The sequence below is a fragment of the Polaromonas sp. P1_E12 genome, assembly GCF_056405975.1.
Map to the genome: position 1 here is coordinate 277,950 of NZ_JBFUBB010000005.1, position 17,611 is coordinate 295,560.

Here is a 17,611-nt window from a genome sequence, read left to right on the forward strand (position 1 = left end):
CATGAGATTAACTGCAATTTGGCTCACCATCAAATGAGTGTTTGCTCATCATCGCCTGCATGCAGCCTTAACTTTTTTTGAACCGGCCATGACACTCGCCCAACTTGAAGTCCTGATCACCCTCGATGAATGCCGCAGCTTTTCACGCGCGGCCATGCGGCTGGGCACGACGCAATCGGCCGTCAGCCATGCGCTGCGCGCGCTCGAAACGCAGTTCGGCGTCAAGCTCGCGCAACGCGACGCTTCCGGCGTGGCCATGACGGATGCCGGTGAGCGCCTGCTGTTGCGCGCCCGCGAAATGACCGCCCTGGCCGCCACCATGACGCAGGAGCTCGGCGACGCCCGTGAGCTGAAAACCGGCACGCTGCGCATCGGCTCGTTTGGGCCCACGTCCACCGTCAACCTGTTGCCGCCATTGCTGGCTGCCTTTAAAAAGCGCCATCCGGGCGCGCAGGTGCGCATTGAAGAGGAAAGCGACGAAGTGGTGGACGACTGGCTGCTGCAAAAGCGGGTGGAGCTTGGATTTGTCGTCGTGCCCGACGAGCGCTTTGAGGTGCTGCCGCTGGTGCAGGACGAGTTTGTCGCCATCCTGCCGGCCAAACACCCACTGGCCAGACACAAGGCCGTGCCGGTTACCGCTCTGACGGGGCTGGACTTTGTGCTGACGGAGGCCGGCTGCGGCCCGGTCATTGTGCCCATCCTGCAGAAAAACATCGCGCTGCCCAAGGTGCTGTATCACTTCACGCAGATCATTTCCATCCTGCAATTTGTGCAACAGGGTTTGGCGGTATCGGTAGCTGCCCGCCTCGCGCTGCCCGACGCACCCAGGGGCGTGGTGTACCGGCCCCTGTCACCGCCGCAGCCGCGCACGGTCGGCCTGGCCTGCCTGGATGTGGCCAAACTCTCGCCGCTGGCACGCGCCTTCTGGAACACCGCCCGTGAAGGGGCCAGGGTGCACTGAGTCAGTTTGCTACTTATTTGATAGCTGCTTGCGCTTGTCCTGATTGGATTTCAGCCGGTTTCTTTCTAAATCAATGAGGGTTGCATAGGGGCTTTTCTGCCGGCTTGCCCGGCACCGCGCCGCCGGTGCTCACGAGTGGGCCCATCAAGTACCATCAGCCCATTCCGCAGGCTGGCGCGCGACATCGCAGCACGGAAAACAACAGGGAGGCCGGGGTCATGATTATCTGGAGCATTGTTTGGGGTGCCGTGCTGGGCTGGTTCTGGCCGGGCTATGGCGATTTCGGTGTTTTTCTGGGAGGCTTCCTCGGTTTGTTCGCCGGCCTTTCCTTGCGCTGGGCCGTGCGCGCTGAAGTCGAGGCCGCGCACAAAAAGCATGCGGCGCAGGTCAAGGCGGCGACAGCACGAGCACAACATCCGCCTGCCGCACCGGGTGGCAGCATCCAGGCCACGGAGGATGACGACGGCTTCAAGGACTTTGAGAACACCTCTCCCTTGCCTGTTGCATCATTGCCCGCACAGCCCGCACCTGCTGCGCTGCAAACCATGGCACCGGCGGCTGCCAGTGCGCTCAGCGCCGTCAGCAACGAAGAGGCATCTTCGCAAGAAGACCTGGCCCCGAACGGCTTGCCGCGCGCTCAGGCTGCGCCCGCCGCTCGGCCTGCTTACAAGCCGGCCGAGCCCAATGCCATCGAGCTGGCGCTGATTGCCGGCAAGAACTGGTTCCTGGGCGGCAACACCATCGTGCGAGTCGGGCTGGTCATTCTGTTTATTGGCCTGTCGTTCCTGGCGCGCTACGCGGCATCGGCCGGGCTCTTCCCGGTGGAGTTTCGCCTGACGGCCATCGCTGCCGCGGCGATCGCGCTGCTGGCCGTGGGTTTTCGCAAGCGCACGGAAAAGCCCGGCTTTGCACTCGCTCTGCAGGGCGCCGGCGTGGCGGTGATGTACCTCACGGTGTTTGCGGCCTTCCGCATGTACGGCTTGCTGGAGCCGCTGCCGGCCTTTGGTTTGATGATTGTGGTGTGCGCGCTCAGCTGCGCGCTGGCATTGCTGCAGAACTCGCGTGCGCTGGCGGTGGCGGCCTTCGCCGGTGGTTTTGCCGTGCCGATTCTGCTGTCGACAGGGCAGGGTAGCCACGTCGGCCTCTTCAGCTATTACTCAGTGCTGAACCTGGCCATTCTGTTCATTGCCTGGAAGCGCTCATGGCGCATCCTGAACGTGGTGGGTTTTATCGCTACCTTCGGCGTGGCCACTGCCTGGGGTGTTCTCAAGTACACGCCAGAGCATTACGCCAGCACCCAGCCCTTCCTCATCGGCTTTGTACTGATCTATCTTTTTGCCGCCATCCTCTATGCGCGCAACACACCCACGAAGCTCGGCAACGCCGTCGACACCATGCTGGTGTTCGGCACACCGCTGGTGGGCTTCGGCCTTCAGGCCGGGCTGGTGCGCACCATGGAACTGGGCACGGCCTTTTCGGCGCTGGGCTTTGCCGCGCTGTACCTGGTGACGGCGATGGTGCTGGTGCGCCGGGCGCTGTCCAGCTACCGCCTGCTGATTGAATGCTTTATTGCCGTGGGTGTGGGTTTTGCCACGCTGGCGGTGCCGCTGGCACTCGATGCAAAGTGGACCTCGGCTGTCTGGGCGCTCGAAGGTGCGGGCGCGTTCTGGGTCGGCATGCGGCAGGCGCGCTGGATGCCGCGCGCTTTCGGCTTGCTGCTGCAGGGCGTGGCCGCCATGGCGTTTTTGGGCGGGCTTGATGACGCGGGCGCACTGGGCAACCCTGTCTCGGCCATTCCTTTCGGCAACCCGGCCTTTATCGGCGCCATGTTGATCGCGCTGCCGGCGCTGCAGCTGGCGTGGTGGCTGCGCCGGCCCCTGCCGCACAGCGAGTCTTCGTGGGCCAAGGCCTATGCCGGCGTGGAGTCGCAGCTCAGCATTCCTGTTTACCTCTACGGCTTTTTCTTCTGGTGCCTGGCCTGGTTGCTGGAAATCAACCGCCGTGTGCCCGCGCTGGAAGCAGATGCCTTTCCTCAGCAGGCCTTTAGCGACCGCACCACCGGCCTGCTGATGATGCTGGCGGTGGTGGCCAGTGCGGCCTTGTCGATGGTGCTCGGCCTGAAGAAGCAGTGGGCGGTGGCGACCTGGCCCGCGCGCATCACCGTGGGTGTGCTGGCGCTGGGTTATGTGGCGCAGGCAGGTCAAGGCTACCGCGTGCTCGCTACGCCGGCGTGGGCTGTGTGGCCGGCGGTGCTGGTGCTGCATTACTGGATGCTGCGGCAGACGGACCGCCAGGCGTTGGCGCAGGCTACGTCCACGGGCGCCTCTCAGTCGCCCTATGGTTTCCTGCACGCCGCAAGCGCGTGGCTGGTGACCTTCCTCCTTGCGGATTGCCTGTGGTCGGGTATCGGCAAGGCCGAGCTCTGGCGAACTTCCTGGGCCGGCGTGGTCCTGCTGGTCAGCGCCATCGCGGTGCTGATGCTGCTGGCGGTGTGGGCCGGGCGGGCCAACAGCGCGGCCCTGCGACAGGGCGCGAAGTGGCCGCTCAATCCGCATGCCCAGGCTTACTACTGGTATGCCGCCTTGCCGCTGGCGGTGCTGGTGTTCTGGGGGGCTCTCGCCGCCGCCGTCACTTCCTCGGGCCGCACCGCGCCGCTGCCCTATATCCCGCTGCTCAATCCGACCGATTTGACACTGGCGCTTGCGCTGGGCGCTCTGGTGTTCTGGCGCCGCGTGCTGGTGACGGCCGCGCCGCCGCCGGGCAATGCGGGCTGGGTGACCGGCCGCAATGCGCTGGTGGCTTTGGCCCTACTGGTGTTTGTGGCGGTCAATACTGTGTGGCTGCGTATCGCCCACCATTTCTTCGGCGTGCGCTGGGACGCCGACGCGCTGTTCGGCAGCTTCGTGGTGCAAACCGGTTACGCCATTTTGTGGACGCTGCTGGCCCTGAGCCTGATGGTGCTGGCGCACCGGCGCGTGCAGCGGCCGCTGTGGCTGGTGGGAGCAGGCTTGCTGGGCCTGGTGGTCGTCAAGCTGCTGTTGATTGACCTGTCGAACGCCGGCGGTGCAGAGCGCATCATCGCGTTCATCGTGGTGGGTGTGCTGATGCTGGTGGTGGGCTACTTTGCGCCGCTGCCGCCCAAGGCCGCCGTCACCGCCACTGCGCAAGATGTTTTGCCCGGGGATGCGGGTGACCTGAAAGAAACCCAGTCATGAAAATCAACCAACGCTTTTTAACCCTGGCGCTAACTCTGGCGCTCTTCACCGCATTGGCAGCCCCGCTGCTGGTGCAGGCCGCCGACGCCGCGGATGCCGGCAGCGCCAAATCGTATGCCGTTCGCATACCCGTCACGCTGGCGCCTGACGCGCCACTGCAGCGGCTGGTGGTGCCCGCCGAAGCCCTGGTGCGGCTGCAAAGCGCCGGTTATGCCGACATACGCCTCTTCAACGCGGCGGGTCAGCCGGTGCCCATGGCGCTGGCCAATGTTGCCGCGGAAACGGCGACGCAGGAGCAGCAGGTCAAGCTCACGGCGTACCCCATTCTGGGTGCCGCAGGCGCTGCCGGGCTGGAAGGCCTGTCGCTGCGCATTGAAGAGCGGCAGGGCCGGCGCGTGGTGCAGCTCAACACGGGCAGCGGCGCAAACACCGCGGGTGCAGCTTCATCGCAAAAAGTGCTGGGCGCGCTGCTCGACACACGCAGCGTCAATGCGCCTGCCGCCCGCATGACGCTGGACGCCGACCTGCCGGTCGGCCAGCCCGTCAGCTTTAATGTGCAGGCCAGCAAGGACCTGAAGAACTGGCGGCCCCTGGCCGACACCGTGCTGTACCGCGCCGATGCTTCTGCCAAAGCCGCGAGCCTGGGCGACAACAGCCTTGCGCTTTCCATGGCGGATTTGAAAGACCAGTACCTGCGCATCACCTGGGGCGACGCCGCCGTCACCCTGCGCGGCGCCACGCTGGTCACGTCCCGCAGCACGGCCCTGCGCCAGCGTGTGGGCGCCACCATGACCACGCCGGTGCTGACGAATCCCCATGAGCTGACTTTTGCGTTGCCCTTTGCCACGCCTGTTGCCGCTTTAAAGATCACGCCGCAAGGCAGCAATGTGCTGGTGCCCATCCGCGTGCTGGGCCGTAATGACCGCAACCAGCCCTGGGCTTTGCTGGCCAGCGCCGTGGTCTACCGGATGACAACCGCAGGTAAAGAACAAACCAGCGGGCCGGTCGAATTGCAGGGCTCATCGGTGCGCGAAATGAAGATCGAGGCCGACCTCAAAACGCCGGGGTTTGCCGCCGCGCCTGAAATCGTCCTGCAGTTCGAACCGGCGCAGCTCATCTTTCTGGCCAGCGGGCAGGGCCCTTTCACCCTGGCAGCGGGCCTGGCCAGCGCAACGGGGGCAGCAGGCGCTTTTCTGCCCATGGCCAGCCTGATTCCCGGCTACAAGGCGCAACAGGAAAACTCGCTGCCTGTCGCCCAGGCCGACGTGTCCAAAGCAGACGTCACCGGTGGCAGTGCCGCTGTGGCCGGCCCGCTGGTGGCGGCGCAGCCCCCCAGCCAGGGCATGCCGACACGCAGCCTGGTGCTGTGGGGCGTCTTGCTGGCGGGTGCCCTGGCGCTGGGGCTGATGGCGTGGGTGCTGCTCAGGCAAACCCGGCAAGGCCCCGGACCGGCCCCATAAGGTCTTCCGGCTGGTGGCGGGTGCTGGCGGGGCTGCTGATACGCTATTGTTTTGATAGCTGCTCGCGCCGGTTCTTATTGGGCTAGGAGCACTTTTGGTTCAAATTTTGCGCGTTTGGTGCTGAAAAACGCCTTCACGTTGCGCACATTTGCATCGCTGGTAAAAAGCCGCTGCGCCAGCGCCAGGTAGCGCGGCATGTCGGCCACATGCACCACCAGCATGAAGTCCGGCCCCGGTGAGACGCGGTAGCACTGCTGCACTGCTTCGTCCTGCACCACCCGCGCCTCAAACGCCTCCTGCTGCTCGGCGCTCTGACGATCCAGCGTGATTTCGACCAGGGCCGTCAGCCCGTGGCCGGAGAGGGCGGCCAGCTTGTCGGGGCTGAGCAGCGCGATTTCACGCTCCACCAGCCCGGCATCGCGCAGGCGTTTCACGCGGCGCAAGCAGGTCGGCGGCGAGATATGGACGCGTTCGGCCAGCGCCTGGTTGCTCAGCGACGCATCGGTTTGCAGGCTGTCCAGCAGTTTTAAGTCGGTGTCATCAATGATTATTTGTTCCATTAATGAAATATAAATGAAATTTAATTTAACTTAATGCAAATGGTGAAATTAAATTCCATTTAGTTTGAAAAATAGATCACATTAGAAAACTGTAAGTACGTAGCATCACCGCATTAACCTTCAGGAGACCTTCATGTGCGGCATTGTTGCTTCCGTTTCGACCCGAAATATCGTTCCCATCCTGGTGCAGGGTTTGCAGCGCCTCGAATACCGCGGTTATGACTCCTGCGGCGTCGCCGTGTACGCCGGCGGCCTGAAGCGCGCTCGCAGCACCTCGCGTGTGGCCGAGTTGCAGGAGCAGGTGAGCGCTGACAAACTCGAAGGTGGCACCGGCATTGCGCACACCCGCTGGGCCACCCACGGCGCGCCCGCAGTGCACAACGCCCACCCCCATTTCAGCCACGGCAGCGGCGCGGGCGCCACGGCGCGCGCAGGCAAGGTCGCGTTGGTGCACAACGGCATCATCGAAAACTACGAAGAGCTGCGCACCGGCCTCAAGGCCAAGGGCTATGTCTTCGACAGCCAGACCGACACCGAAGTCATCGTGCATTTGATGGACAGCCTGTACGACGGCGATTTGTTCGAAGCCCTCAAGGCCACCGTCGCGCAACTGCACGGCGCGTATGCGATTGCGGCCTTCTGCAAGGACGAGCCGCACCGCGTCGTCGGCGCGCGCGCCGGCTCGCCGCTGATCCTGGGCGTGGGCAAGGACAAGACCGAAAACTTCCTGGCCAGCGACGCCATGGCCCTGGCCGGCGTGACGGACCAGATCGTCTACCTCGAAGAAGGCGACATGGTCGACATCCAGCTCGGCAAATACTGGGTGCTCAACAAAGAAGGCAAGGCGGTCCAGCGCGAAGTCAAAACCGTGCACGCCCACAGCGGTGCCGCAGAGCTGGGCCCGTATCGCCACTACATGCAAAAAGAAATTTTTGAGCAGCCGCGCGCCATTGCCGACACGCTCGAAGGTGTGGAAGGCATCGTGCCTGAGCTGTTCGGCGACGAGGCTTACCGCGTGTTCAAGGACATCGACTCGGTCCTCATCCTGGCGTGCGGCACCAGCTACTACAGCGGCTGCGCGGCCAAGTACTGGCTCGAGTCGATAGCCGGCATCCCTACGCAAGTCGAAGTGGCCAGCGAATACCGCTACCGCACATCGGTACCCAACCCGAAATCACTCGTCGTCACCATCACCCAGAGCGGCGAAACAGCCGACACGCTGGCCGCACTGCGCCACGCCCAAAGCCTGGGCATGACGCAGACCCTGACCATCTGCAATGTGTCAACGTCGGCCATGGTGCGCGAATGCAAGCTCGCCTACATCACGCGCGCCGGCGTCGAGATCGGCGTCGCCTCCACCAAGGCCTTCACCACGCAACTGGCAGGCCTCTTTCTGCTCACGCTGGCCCTGGCCCAAAGCAAAGGCAAGCTCAGCGAGGAAGAAGAAGCCGGCCATCTCAAAGCCATGCGCCACCTGCCCGCCGCCCTGCAAGCCGTGCTGGCGCTCGAGCCGCAAGTCATCAGCTGGGCCGAAGATTTCGCAAAAATGGAAAACGCACTCTTCCTCGGCCGTGGCCTGCATTACCCCATCGCACTCGAAGGCGCCCTCAAGCTCAAAGAGATCAGCTACATCCACGCAGAGGCCTACCCCGCAGGCGAACTCAAACACGGCCCCCTGGCTTTGGTCACCAGCGAGATGCCCGTCGTCTGCGTCGCGCCCAACGATGCGCTGCTCGAAAAACTCAAAAGCAACATGCAGGAAGTCCGCGCCCGCGGCGGCGTCCTTTATGTACTGGCAGACGCAGACAGCCACATCGAAAGCGGCGAAGGCCTGCACGTCATCCGCATGCCCGAACACTACGGCGCGTTGAGCCCACTGCTGCACGTGGTGCCGCTGCAGTTGCTGGCGTATCACACGGCTGTGGCGCGCGGGACGGATGTTGATAAACCTCGAAATCTTGCAAAGAGCGTGACCGTCGAATGACAGTCACAGTGCTTGTGAGCGCTAATCGCCATTACATTGGGTCAAGTAGCAACGCAACTCAACACCGAGTCAGCCTGCGAGCACGAGGCTCGCCACCTGAACAAACCAGCTGACGCCCAATGGCAATACCTCGTCGTTGAAGTCGTAGCTGGGATGGTGCAATGAGGGGGTGTCTTCGCGCCCTGGGCCGGCGCCCTGGCCCAGCCACAGGTAGGCGCCGGGCCTGGCTTTCAGCATGAATGCGAAATCCTCTGACGTGAACGCCGCCGAGGGCGCCACCGAAGCCCGCAGGCCCGCGGCTTCTGCGGCGCGCAGGGCCAGCGATGCCTCTTGCGGCGTGTTGATGGTGGCCGGGTAGTAGCGCACGTACTCCACTTCGATCGTGGTGCCCGTGGCCTGGGCCACGCCCTGCGCGATCTGCCGGATGGCCGCTTCGATGGTGTCCTGGACGCCGGCGTCGAAGCTGCGCACCGTACCCGTCAGCTCGACCGCGGAGGGCAGCACGTTGTGCGACTGGCCGCCGCTGATGCGCGTGACCGAGAGCACCGCATTCTCGGTGGGCGGAATGCGGCGCGACGTGATGGTGTGCAGCTGGCTGACCAGCTCGCTCGCGGCAAGCACCGCGTCGGGCGTGCGATGCGGCTGGGCCGCGTGGCCGCCCCGGCCCCGTACCACGATGTCAAAGCGATCCGCCGCCGCCATGATGGCGCCCTGCCGCGTCTGGGCGGTGCCGGCGGGCAGCTCCGGCCAGTTGTGCAGGGCGTAGACCGTGTCGCAGGGGAAGCGCTCAAAAAGCCCTTCCTGGACCATCACGCGTGCGCCGCCCCGGCCTTCTTCGGCGGGCTGGAAGATGAAGTTGACGGTGCCGTCGAAGCGGCGCGTGCGAGCCAGCTGGCGTGCCGCGCCCAGCAGCATGGCGGTGTGCCCGTCGTGCCCGCAGCCGTGGTGCACGCCGGGGAACCGGCTGACGTAGGGCCGTTCGCCTTGTTCAAGAATGGGCAGCGCGTCCATGTCGGCACGCAGTCCCACGCTGCGCTGTCCGCTGCCGGAGCGGAGCACACCGACGACACCCGTGCCGCCGATACCTTCATGCACCTCCAGCCCCAGGTCGAGCAAGGCCTTGGCGACGATGCCGGCCGTGCGGTGTTCCTTGAAGGCAAGCTCGGGGTGCGCATGCAGGTCGCGCCGCAGCAAGACCAGGTCGGGCACCAGGTCCGCGATTTCCTGCGTCATGGTGGGGCTCAGCATGCCGTTCGCGGCTGGCCGGCGGTCGTCAGGTACTGCCCCGGTGTCATGCCGAACACGTTCTTGAAATGCCGCGAGAGATGGCTTTGGTCATAAAAGCCCGCCTCGCTGGCCGCACTGGCGACCGGCATCCCCTGCCGGATCAGGGCTTGGGCGCGTGCCAGGCGGAGCCGGCAGATGTAGCGATGCGGCGAAACCCCCACCTGCTGGCGAAACACGGTGGCGAAACGCCAGATGCTGAGCCCAGCGAGATCGGCCAGTTCCGACAACGACAGCGCCTGATTGAGGTTCTCGTTGATGTGCCGCTGCACACGCTGGATCGCTGCGGCCGAGCGGGCAGGCGCCGGAATGCGGGGAGGAGGGTTCATGCTGTTAGCGTAGGCCAGCCCCGCCGGAGATGGCACCGCATACGGGCGCCGGGGCAGCAGCAAATGTTGAATCGGGTCGGGCTGCAGCAAAAGCTGCGGCCCTTAGACCGTGAACACGTTCTAAGCGCCGCTTAAACGTGGGATTGCATCAGCTGCTCGATCGGGTAGTAGTTCTTGACGAAGGGCGTCTTGATCACGATGTAGCTGAAGTATTTTTCGATGCCGATGTTGGCCTCCAGCAAGCCTTCGACGATCTCCTGGTAGTGGTTCACGCCGCGTGTGACGAACTTCAGCAGGTAATCGTAGCCGCCGCTGACCAGGTGGCACTCGACGATCTCGTCGATCGGCCGGATGCTCATCTCGAACTTGACGAAGTCCTCGCGCTTGTGGTCCTGCAGCGTAACCTCCGTGAACACCAGCAGCGTGTCACCCAGCTTCTCCAGGCGGATCTGCGCGCCGTAGCCACCGATATAGCCGGCTTGTTCCAGCCGCTTCACACGCACCAGGCAGGGGCTGGGGGACAGGCCGACGGCATCGGCGATCTCGACGTTAGAGGCACGCCCGTTTTTTTGCAGATGGCACAGGATTCGCAGGTCGAGGCGGTCTAGCTTGGGATTGCCGGTGGAGGTGTTCATCGTTAATCCTTTTAAGCAAGTTCCAAGCCCAAGTCAATCAGGTCAAGCCAGCGCACGCCGCACGTCGGGCTGGTCGAGCACGCTGTCCAGCGTGCGGTTCAGCCGCTCGAACATCTGCTCGAACTCCGAGGGTGTGAAGCACAAAGCCGGCGCGAAGCCCAGGATACCGTCACCGAAAGCGCGGAAGATGAGGCCGTTCTCGTAGGCCGCTTTGGCGATGCGGTCGGGCAGCTGCAGCGCGGGGTCGAAGCTGGCTTTGGTGTATTTGTCGCTCACCAGTTCCAGCGCGCCCAGCAGCCCGCGTGAACGCGCGTCGCCCACCAGCGGATGGCGCAGCATGGAGCGCAATCCCGCCTCGAAGTGGGGCGCGACGCGCTGGCCGTTGGCGAGGATGCCGCCCTCTTCGTAAAGCCGTATCACTTCCAGCGCCACGGCGGCGCTCACCGGGTGCGCCGAGTAGGTCGCGCCATGGCCCACCAGGGCGCCGGCCGGCGTGCCGTCGGCAATGCCGGCGTACACACGTTTGGACATCAGCAGCGCACCCATGGGCGCATAGCCTGAGGTCAGCCCCTTGGCGACCGTCATCAGGTCCGGCGACACGCCCTCGGCGTCGCAGGCGAACATCGGGCCGGTGCGGCCGAAGCCGGTGATCACCTCGTCGGTCACGAACAGGATGTCCAGCTCATGGCAGGCCTGGTGCATGGCCTTGAGCCAGCCCGCGGGCGGCACGATCACGCCGCCCGAGCCCTGGATTGGTTCGCAGAAGAAGGCTGCGACGTTCTCCGCGCCCAGCGCGTTGACCTTCTCGCGCAGCGCGGCCACAGAAGCCGCGATCACCGCTTGCGCATCGCCGCCCACGGGGCTGCGGTAGGGATAAGGCGAGGGAATGTAGTGTTGGTCGGGGCGCGGCAGGTCGAAGCCGCGGTGGAAGGCGGGCAGGGCCGTCAGGCCGGCGCCGGTGGAAGAAGAGCCGTGGTAGCCGCGCTGCAGCGCGATGAAATGCTTCTTGCTCGGCCGGCCCGTGGCGTTGTAGTACTGCACGATGAGGCGCACGGCCGCATCAATCGCTTCCGAGCCGCCCAGCGTCAAGTAGACGTGCTCCAGCCCGGGCGGAGAAATCTCCACAAGCTTGGCGGCCAGGCGGATGGCCGGTTCGCTGGCGTAGCTGAAATAACCCGTGGCGTAGGGCAGCTCGCGCATCTGGTGCGCGGCGGCTTCCACGACGCTTTCGTGGCCGTAGCCGATATTGACGCACCACAGGCCGGCGAAAGCATCCAGCAGTTCGCGGCCGTCGGCGTCGCGCAGCCAGGCGCCCTTGCCGGAGCGCAACACCGTGGCGCCGCGCCGCTCATGGCCGCGCCAGTTGGCCACAGGGTGGATCAGGTGCGCGCGGTCAAGCGCCACAAGCGAATCGAGGGAAAGGGTTTTGGTGGACATCATGGTTACAAGCTTAGGCGCGAGTGCGCAGCGGGTGCTGCGGCTTCCCCCCTTGCGCGCGCACGACCATGCTGTTGTTCGTACGCGTACGGTAGAAGATTCTGCGGTCAGGCTGGGTGATTCGCGTGATTCGCGGCCCCGGCCAGGCCTGGGATGGCGGGCTCAGTACCCGCGCGAGCGGTCCACCACGCCTTCAAGCGGCAGGCCGGCCTCATATCGCCGCAGGTTGTCCAGCAGCGCTTCGCCCGCGGTTCCAGCCTGGGTGGCGCTCGCGATGTGGGGTGTCAGCCAGATGCGCGGATGGCTCCAGAACGGGTGTCCCTGCGCGGGCGGCTCCGGCTCGCAGACATCCAAAACCGCGGCCGAGAGCCGCCCGCTTTCCAGCGCGGCGAGCAGGTCCGCTTCCACCAGATGGCCGCCGCGCGCCGCGTTGACCACGCAGGCGCCTTCCGGCAGCGCGTCAAACACGCGCCGGCCGAAAATGCCGCGTGTTTCGGGGGTGAGCGGCAGCATGCATACCAGGATGTCGGCGCGGGCCAGGAACTCGTCCAGCTCCGCTTCACCGCTATAGCAGCGCACGCCCGGCTCGTCGCGCCGCGAGCGGTTCCAGCCCGTGCAGTCAAAGCCGAGCAGCCGCAGCTGCACAAGCGCCGCGCGCCCCAGCATGCCCATGCCCATCACGCCTACGCGCCGCGTGGAGGCGGGCCGCACAGGGTGCTCCTTCCATTGGCCCAGGCTTTGCTGCCGCAGGTACATCGGCATCTCCCGATGCAGCGACAACACGGCCCAGCTGACGTATTCACACATGCAGGCCGTCAGTCCCGGCTCCACCATCCTGACCACGGTAAGCCCGGGTGGCAGCGACGCGAAATCAAACTGGTCCACGCCGGCCCCCACCGAGAACAACACCTCCAGGTTGGGTAAGGCTTCGGCGATGCGCGGCGGCGGCTCCCAGGCCGCAAGAAAGCGCACCTGCGCCGGATCCCCAATCTCGGGCCAGGTCTGGAACGGCAACTGCGGCATCCTGCGCGCGAACTGCTCAGCCCACACGGCCCCGCGCTGCGCGGGGCCTTTATAAAGGAAAGTCATCTCTTCTCCAGGAAGCCGCATACGGCCCGCGATACGTTATAGCCATGGCTAGTGGCCAGTGCCTGATACCAGTGCACGCGCGGAACCGGCTTTGCCGGGCCGCAGAGTGCGCCCCCCTGAGGGGGGAGGCGCCGAAGGCGCTTCGGGGGGCTCACCCCATAGCCTGGGTAACCAGCGCCCAGCCGCCGACGGCCGGGCCTCGTGCCAGCGGGCCGTTGCGCACCATGGTTGTGACCGTGTCTACCCGGGGCAGGCCCTGCGCTTCAAGCCATTCGGGCAGGCCGCTGGCGGCGTCCACGTCGATGCGCAGGAACTTGCCGGCAAAGCGGCTGCACCAGTGGCCGATGAGCGCCTGCGCGCTGGTGAGGTCGGGTGCCACGACGGGACCGATGGCATGGCCGCGCCCGAAGCGCCGCACGACGGAAAAACCCACGGCTTCACCGCCGCGTGCCAGCACCACCGTCTCGCCGTCGCCCAGCAGCTGGCGCAGCATCGCATCGCGCGGCATGCCGGCGGCAATGGCATCCAGGGCAACGAGTGTCTTTGCGTCGTTGCGGCCCAGCGGGCGCAGCCGCTCGCCGGGCGCAAGGGCCACCAGTTGCGCCGGCGCGGCCGAACCCTGGTGCTGCCGGATTTCGCCTGTGATCTCGAAGCCCATGCGTTCATACAGGCCGCGACCTTCGGCCGTGGCGTGCAGCAGCACCGTGCGGTCTTGCAGGCCCGACATCACCGCATGCATGAGATGCTGGCCCACACGCTGGCCCTGCATGCGCGGCGACACCATCACGTGGCCTACCGTCGCGTGCTGTTTGCCCCAGGGCCAATGCAGCGCGGTACCTATCAGTTCACCGTCGCGCAACGCCGCCACGCCCTCGCCATGCGCCAGGCTGAAGCGCCAGTCTTCCAGGCGATGCGGCCACCCGAACTCGCGTGACAGCCCCTGCGCCGCCTCCAGGTCGTCCTCCTTCAGCCGGCGAAGCGTTACGCCGTCGGGCAATGGACGGCCCACTGCCGCAAGCGCGGCCTGTGGAATGGAAACGTGGTCGGGCATGGGGCTTTCCTTCAAAAACGTCAAGGGCGGTTTGGGGAAGATGATGCTCGGCGCAAGGGCCGGCGGCTTGTACGATCTTGGCGCCGGCCGCGGCCGCTGGAAGAACGGCACAAAGCGCCTGGAGGCCGCGGTACTGCGAAGGAATGCTGCGTTCGCGCCGCGCAGAACCGCAACAACTGCGGCGGATGCTGCCTAGGATTGCTCCTAGCCGAACCACCGCACCGCCTGAATTATTTCTCCATCCCACCATCCACGAGGCCAACCATGATTTTCCGACCCAAGTACATCTCCTTCGATTGCTACGGCACGCTCATCTACTTTCGCATGCACGAGGTGGCCTACGGCATTGTGGGAGACCAGCTTCCGCCCGAGCGCATGCAGCAGTTCATCAAGGACTTCAGCGCCCTGCGGCTGGATGAGGCCATGGGCGACTGGAAGCCTTACGACCAGGTGCTCAAGTCGGCATGGGCGCGTACCTGCAAGCGCCACGGGGTCGCTTACCGCGACGAGGACGGCCAGAAGTTCTACGACGCGGTGCCCACCTGGGGCCCGCACACCGACGTGCCGTTTTCGCTCACCCGCGTGGGCAACAAGATCCCGCTGGTGATCCTGTCCAACGCCATGAACGAGCAGATCGACGCCAACGTCCGCAAGCTCGAAGCGCCCTTCCACAAGGTGTACACCGCGCAGGATGCTGGCGCCTACAAGCCGCGCCTGCAGGCCTTCGAGTACATGTTCGACCAGCTGGGCTGCTCGCCGGACGACATCCTGCACGTGTCCTCCAGCCCACGCTACGACCTGATGTCGGCCCACGACATGGGCATCAAAAACAAGGTGTTCGTCAACCGCGGCCACGAGCCCAAGCCCAGCGAGTTCTACAGCCATGTGGAGATCCGCGACATCAACGGGCTGCCGGCGCTGGTCGGCCTGTAATCCGGCACGCGCCTGACTTTCAGCCTGCCGTCTTCATTCAATCGCAAAGTACCCGATACCCATGAGCAACCTCACTTTCTTCAAACTCGACAACCTGGGTCCCGGCCGCGAGAGCGGCCCCTTGCCCGAGCGCCTGCTCGAGGGCAATCCACGCTTCGCGAACTGGGACGTGGAACAGACGGCCGACGGCAAGCTGCGCACCGGTGTGTGGGAAATCACGCCCGGCACCATCCGCTCGATCAAAGGCGGTGTCTGGGAGTACTGCCACATCCTCTCCGGCGTGTCTGAATTGATCGAAGACGGCAAGGAACCCATCCGGATCCAGGCCGGGGACAACTTCGTTATGAAGCCGGACTACGTCGGCAAGTGGCGATGCATCGAGACCACGCGCAAGATCTGGATCATCTACGGCAACGCATGAGCGCGGCCCCAACTTCCATGCCCAACAATCTCCTTGTCACCTTCAAGCTCGACCAACTTGGCGAACCGCGCGAATACCGGCCGCCCGCTGATCGTGTCATCGAAGGCGACATCGTGTGCCGCAGCTGGGACGTCGACAGCGCCAAGGACGGCAAGGTCCGCGCCGGCGTCTTCGAATCGACCCCGGGCGTCAACCGCTCCATCAAAGGCGACACCTGGGAGTTCTGCCTGATCCTGTCCGGCGTGGCGGAGATCACCGAGGACGGGCAGGCCCCGATGACCTACCGGGCCGGCGATTGTTTCATCATGAAGCCCGGCTACATCGGCACATGGCGCACGCTTGAAACCGTGCGCAAGGTCTGGGTCACGGCATGATTGAGTCAGCCATGTTCGGGCTCGCGAACCAGTCCTTATTCAAGCAGACAACAATGACCCCGGAGGTGATATGAAACTGACATCCTATTGGCTGGACACATCGGAGCCCTTCAAGGGCGCCACCCCGGGGCCGGTGCAGGGCAGCTGCGACGTGGCGGTAATCGGTGGCGGCCTCACCGGTGCTTCGGCCTCCCTGGCGCTTGCCAGGAAGGGCGCTCGCGTGGTGCTGCTGGAAGCGGACACGATAGGCAACGCGGCGTCCGGCCGCAACGGCGGCATGTGCAACAACGGCTTCGCCCAGGACTACGGCATGATGTCGGCCAAACTCGGCAAGGACGTCGCGAACCGGCTCTACCGGGCTTTTGATGCCGGGGTCGATTTGGTCGAGCGCCTGGTGGCCGAAGAGAACATCGACTGCAGCTTCGCGCGCGTAGGCAAGATCAAGCTGGCGGCCAAGCCCGAGCACTACGACAAGCTGATGCGCAGCCAGGAGTTGCTGGCCGCCACGGTGGATCCCGATACGCATATGGTGAGCCGCGCGGATCTGGCAGGTGAAGTCGGTTCGGACCGCTACTACGGTGGGCTGGTCTACCGCAAGGGTGCTGGCATGCATGTGGGGCGCTTTGTGCGCGGCCTGGCGGAAGCGGCGGCGCGGCGCGGCGCCGAAATCCACGAGCACTCGCCGATGACGGCCCTGCGGCCTGCGCCTGGCGGCGGCCACATCGTCGAAACGCCAACGGGCCGACTCCATGCCAAGCAGGTTTTCCTGGCGAGCGGAACCTCGCAGACCGGGCCACTGGGATGGATCCGGCGCAGGATCGTGCCGGTCGGCGCCTTCCTCATCGTCACCGAACCCCTACCGAAAGAGACGCTGGACCGGCTGCTGCCAAAACGCAGGATGGCGGTCGATACCAAGAACCTGGTCAACTACTTCCGCACCACACCCGATAACCGCCTGCTCTTCGGCGGACGCGCCCGCTTCGCCGTGTCCGATCCGGCCTCGGACGAAAAAAGCGGCGCCATCCTGCGCACTGCACTGCACGAGGTGTTTCCCGAACTCCGCGATGCGCGCATCGACTATTGCTGGGGCGGCATGGTCGACATGACGCGTGACCGGCTGCCACGCGCCGGCGAGCGCAACGGTATTTACTATTCCATGGGGTACAGCGGCCACGGTACCCAGATGTCAACGCTGATGGGAAGCATCATGGCGGAGGTCATGGATGGGCGCACCGACCTGAACCCCTGGAAAGACTTCACCTGGCCGGCCATCCCGGGCCACTTCGGCCCTCCCTGGTTCCTGCCGCTGGTCGGCGCCTACTACCGCCTCAAGGACAAGCTGTCCTGAAGACCGTTGAGGATCGTGGCCTTCAGGCCCGGTCCAGCTGCGCCGCGATGAGATGGAGCGGGTGCGTCCGCTTGCCCGATGACTGGCGCAAAACAATCCGGCTTGTGAACTTCCCGATGCCGATATCTTCCTGCAGCAGGCTCTCCATCAGCGCCTGGAAATGGGTGACGTTCGGCGCCACGATTTTCAGCAGGTAGTCGTAACCGCCGCTGAGGTTGTACCACTCCACGATTTCGCCGTGGCGATCCACGGCCTGCTCGAACTTGCGGAAGTCCGGAGGCCGATGGCTGCTGATCGTCACCTCGGAAAACACCACCACACAATTGCCCAGCTTCTCCAGCGCGATGTGGGCGCCATAACCGCGAATCACGCCGATTTCCTGCAGCCGCTTTGTCCGCACCAGGCACGGGCTCTGGCTCAGGCCGACGGCGTCGGCCAGCTCGACGTTCGAGCAGCGACCCTCGCGCTCGAGGTGCGCGAGGATCTTGAGGTCGAAGCGGTCGAGAGACGTTGCGGGAGTCATGGCCGGA

17 protein-coding genes are annotated in these 17,611 nt (G+C 65.0%); 9 read left to right on the forward strand and 8 right to left on the reverse strand.

Annotation, left to right across the window (positions count from 1 at the left end; translation table 11 throughout):
- Positions 1 to 88: 88 nt before the first annotated feature.
- The 3 genes from AC1D13_RS15990 to AC1D13_RS16000 all read left to right on the forward strand — a co-directional run bounded on the left by AC1D13_RS15990 (position 89) and on the right by AC1D13_RS16000 (position 5,636).
- A complete protein-coding gene (locus AC1D13_RS15990) occupies positions 89 to 961 on the forward strand; it encodes a LysR family transcriptional regulator (protein WP_477667428.1) in 873 nt (290 codons plus the stop codon).
- Positions 962 to 1,179: 218 nt separating this feature from the next.
- The gene (locus AC1D13_RS15995; protein ID WP_477689886.1) at positions 1,180 to 4,176 is read left to right on the forward strand and encodes a DUF2339 domain-containing protein; all 2,997 of its coding nucleotides are present in this window, start codon (positions 1,180 to 1,182) and stop codon (positions 4,174 to 4,176) included.
- On the forward strand, positions 4,173 to 5,636 hold the full coding sequence (locus tag AC1D13_RS16000) for a DUF3999 domain-containing protein (protein WP_477689887.1): 1,464 nt from the start codon (positions 4,173 to 4,175) through the stop codon (positions 5,634 to 5,636). The genes AC1D13_RS15995 and AC1D13_RS16000 overlap by 4 nt, the downstream gene beginning before the upstream one ends.
- Positions 5,637 to 5,710: 74 nt before the next feature.
- On the opposite strand, the gene AC1D13_RS16005 is transcribed toward AC1D13_RS16000, so the two are convergent.
- On the reverse strand, positions 5,711 to 6,196 hold the full coding sequence (locus tag AC1D13_RS16005; RefSeq protein WP_477689888.1) for an Lrp/AsnC family transcriptional regulator: 486 nt from the start codon (positions 6,194 to 6,196) through the stop codon (positions 5,711 to 5,713).
- A 133-nt stretch (positions 6,197 to 6,329) separates the two neighbouring features.
- On the opposite strand from AC1D13_RS16005, the gene glmS reads away from it, so the two are divergent.
- Positions 6,330 to 8,180 carry a glutamine--fructose-6-phosphate transaminase (isomerizing) gene (gene glmS, locus AC1D13_RS16010; protein WP_477689889.1) on the forward strand — a complete coding sequence of 617 codons (1,851 nt, stop codon included), beginning with the start codon at positions 6,330 to 6,332 and terminating at the stop codon, positions 8,178 to 8,180.
- A gap of 69 nt (positions 8,181 to 8,249) precedes the next feature.
- On the opposite strand, the gene AC1D13_RS16015 is transcribed toward glmS, so the two are convergent.
- From AC1D13_RS16015 to AC1D13_RS16040, 6 genes are all read right to left on the reverse strand, one after another.
- A complete protein-coding gene (locus AC1D13_RS16015; protein WP_477667424.1) occupies positions 8,250 to 9,428 on the reverse strand; it encodes a M20 aminoacylase family protein in 1,179 nt (392 codons plus the stop codon).
- Positions 9,422 to 9,793, reverse strand: a complete 372-nt coding sequence (locus AC1D13_RS16020; RefSeq protein WP_477667423.1) for a helix-turn-helix domain-containing protein — start codon at positions 9,791 to 9,793, stop codon at positions 9,422 to 9,424. The genes AC1D13_RS16015 and AC1D13_RS16020 overlap by 7 nt, the downstream gene beginning before the upstream one ends.
- Before the next feature lie 131 nt (positions 9,794 to 9,924).
- Positions 9,925 to 10,428, reverse strand: a complete 504-nt coding sequence (locus tag AC1D13_RS16025) for an Lrp/AsnC family transcriptional regulator (protein ID WP_477667422.1) — start codon at positions 10,426 to 10,428, stop codon at positions 9,925 to 9,927.
- Positions 10,429 to 10,470: 42 nt separating this feature from the next.
- A complete protein-coding gene (locus AC1D13_RS16030) occupies positions 10,471 to 11,868 on the reverse strand; it encodes an aminotransferase class III-fold pyridoxal phosphate-dependent enzyme (protein ID WP_477689890.1) in 1,398 nt (465 codons plus the stop codon).
- Positions 11,869 to 12,027: 159 nt separating this feature from the next.
- Complete coding sequence (locus AC1D13_RS16035) at positions 12,028 to 12,954, reverse strand: 2-hydroxyacid dehydrogenase (protein ID WP_477667420.1); 927 nt, start codon at positions 12,952 to 12,954, stop codon at positions 12,028 to 12,030.
- Positions 12,955 to 13,105: 151 nt separating this feature from the next.
- Complete coding sequence (locus AC1D13_RS16040; protein WP_477689891.1) at positions 13,106 to 14,005, reverse strand: GNAT family N-acetyltransferase; 900 nt, start codon at positions 14,003 to 14,005, stop codon at positions 13,106 to 13,108.
- Between AC1D13_RS16040 and AC1D13_RS16045 the strand changes: the two genes are divergently transcribed.
- The 5 genes from AC1D13_RS16045 (at position 14,004) to AC1D13_RS16065 (ending at position 17,081) form a co-directional block, all read left to right on the forward strand.
- Positions 14,004 to 14,201 (forward strand): hypothetical protein, encoded by a 198-nt coding sequence (locus AC1D13_RS16045; protein WP_457282498.1) that lies wholly within the window; start codon positions 14,004 to 14,006, stop codon positions 14,199 to 14,201. The two genes, AC1D13_RS16040 and AC1D13_RS16045, sit on opposite strands and share 2 nt — an antisense overlap.
- A gap of 68 nt (positions 14,202 to 14,269) precedes the next feature.
- The gene (locus tag AC1D13_RS16050; RefSeq protein ID WP_431095011.1) at positions 14,270 to 14,938 is read left to right on the forward strand and encodes a haloacid dehalogenase type II; all 669 of its coding nucleotides are present in this window, start codon (positions 14,270 to 14,272) and stop codon (positions 14,936 to 14,938) included.
- Positions 14,939 to 14,999: 61 nt separating this feature from the next.
- On the forward strand, positions 15,000 to 15,359 hold the full coding sequence (locus tag AC1D13_RS16055; protein WP_477647634.1) for a cupin domain-containing protein: 360 nt from the start codon (positions 15,000 to 15,002) through the stop codon (positions 15,357 to 15,359).
- 17 nt (positions 15,360 to 15,376) lie between these two features.
- On the forward strand, positions 15,377 to 15,733 hold the full coding sequence (locus AC1D13_RS16060; RefSeq protein WP_477647633.1) for a cupin domain-containing protein: 357 nt from the start codon (positions 15,377 to 15,379) through the stop codon (positions 15,731 to 15,733).
- 70 nt (positions 15,734 to 15,803) lie between these two features.
- The gene (locus AC1D13_RS16065) at positions 15,804 to 17,081 is read left to right on the forward strand and encodes an NAD(P)/FAD-dependent oxidoreductase (RefSeq protein WP_477647632.1); all 1,278 of its coding nucleotides are present in this window, start codon (positions 15,804 to 15,806) and stop codon (positions 17,079 to 17,081) included.
- A gap of 22 nt (positions 17,082 to 17,103) precedes the next feature.
- Here AC1D13_RS16065 and AC1D13_RS16070 read toward each other — a convergent pair whose 3' ends face one another.
- On the reverse strand, positions 17,104 to 17,604 hold the full coding sequence (locus AC1D13_RS16070; protein WP_477647631.1) for an Lrp/AsnC family transcriptional regulator: 501 nt from the start codon (positions 17,602 to 17,604) through the stop codon (positions 17,104 to 17,106).
- Positions 17,605 to 17,611: the final 7 nt, after the last annotated feature.

Excerpts from the sequence above, each read along its gene's own strand:
- AC1D13_RS15990 (WP_477667428.1), top strand. The coding sequence starts at position 89 with ATGACACTCGCCCAACTTGAAGTCCTGATCACCCTCGATGAATGCCGC.
- AC1D13_RS15995 (WP_477689886.1), top strand. The coding sequence starts at position 1,180 with ATGATTATCTGGAGCATTGTTTGGGGTGCCGTGCTGGGCTGGTTCTGG.
- AC1D13_RS16000 (WP_477689887.1), top strand. The coding sequence starts at position 4,173 with ATGAAAATCAACCAACGCTTTTTAACCCTGGCGCTAACTCTGGCGCTC.
- AC1D13_RS16005 (WP_477689888.1), bottom strand. The coding sequence starts at position 6,196 with ATGGAACAAATAATCATTGATGACACCGACTTAAAACTGCTGGACAGC.
- glmS (WP_477689889.1), top strand. The coding sequence starts at position 6,330 with ATGTGCGGCATTGTTGCTTCCGTTTCGACCCGAAATATCGTTCCCATC.
- AC1D13_RS16015 (WP_477667424.1), bottom strand. The coding sequence starts at position 9,428 with ATGCTGAGCCCCACCATGACGCAGGAAATCGCGGACCTGGTGCCCGAC.
- AC1D13_RS16020 (WP_477667423.1), bottom strand. The coding sequence starts at position 9,793 with ATGAACCCTCCTCCCCGCATTCCGGCGCCTGCCCGCTCGGCCGCAGCG.
- AC1D13_RS16025 (WP_477667422.1), bottom strand. The coding sequence starts at position 10,428 with ATGAACACCTCCACCGGCAATCCCAAGCTAGACCGCCTCGACCTGCGA.
- AC1D13_RS16030 (WP_477689890.1), bottom strand. The coding sequence starts at position 11,868 with ATGATGTCCACCAAAACCCTTTCCCTCGATTCGCTTGTGGCGCTTGAC.
- AC1D13_RS16035 (WP_477667420.1), bottom strand. The coding sequence starts at position 12,954 with ATGACTTTCCTTTATAAAGGCCCCGCGCAGCGCGGGGCCGTGTGGGCT.
- AC1D13_RS16045 (WP_457282498.1), top strand. The coding sequence starts at position 14,004 with ATGGGGCTTTCCTTCAAAAACGTCAAGGGCGGTTTGGGGAAGATGATG.
- AC1D13_RS16040 (WP_477689891.1), bottom strand. The coding sequence starts at position 14,005 with ATGCCCGACCACGTTTCCATTCCACAGGCCGCGCTTGCGGCAGTGGGC.
- AC1D13_RS16050 (WP_431095011.1), top strand. The coding sequence starts at position 14,270 with ATGATTTTCCGACCCAAGTACATCTCCTTCGATTGCTACGGCACGCTC.
- AC1D13_RS16055 (WP_477647634.1), top strand. The coding sequence starts at position 15,000 with ATGAGCAACCTCACTTTCTTCAAACTCGACAACCTGGGTCCCGGCCGC.
- AC1D13_RS16060 (WP_477647633.1), top strand. The coding sequence starts at position 15,377 with ATGCCCAACAATCTCCTTGTCACCTTCAAGCTCGACCAACTTGGCGAA.
- AC1D13_RS16065 (WP_477647632.1), top strand. The coding sequence starts at position 15,804 with ATGAAACTGACATCCTATTGGCTGGACACATCGGAGCCCTTCAAGGGC.
- AC1D13_RS16070 (WP_477647631.1), bottom strand. The coding sequence starts at position 17,604 with ATGACTCCCGCAACGTCTCTCGACCGCTTCGACCTCAAGATCCTCGCG.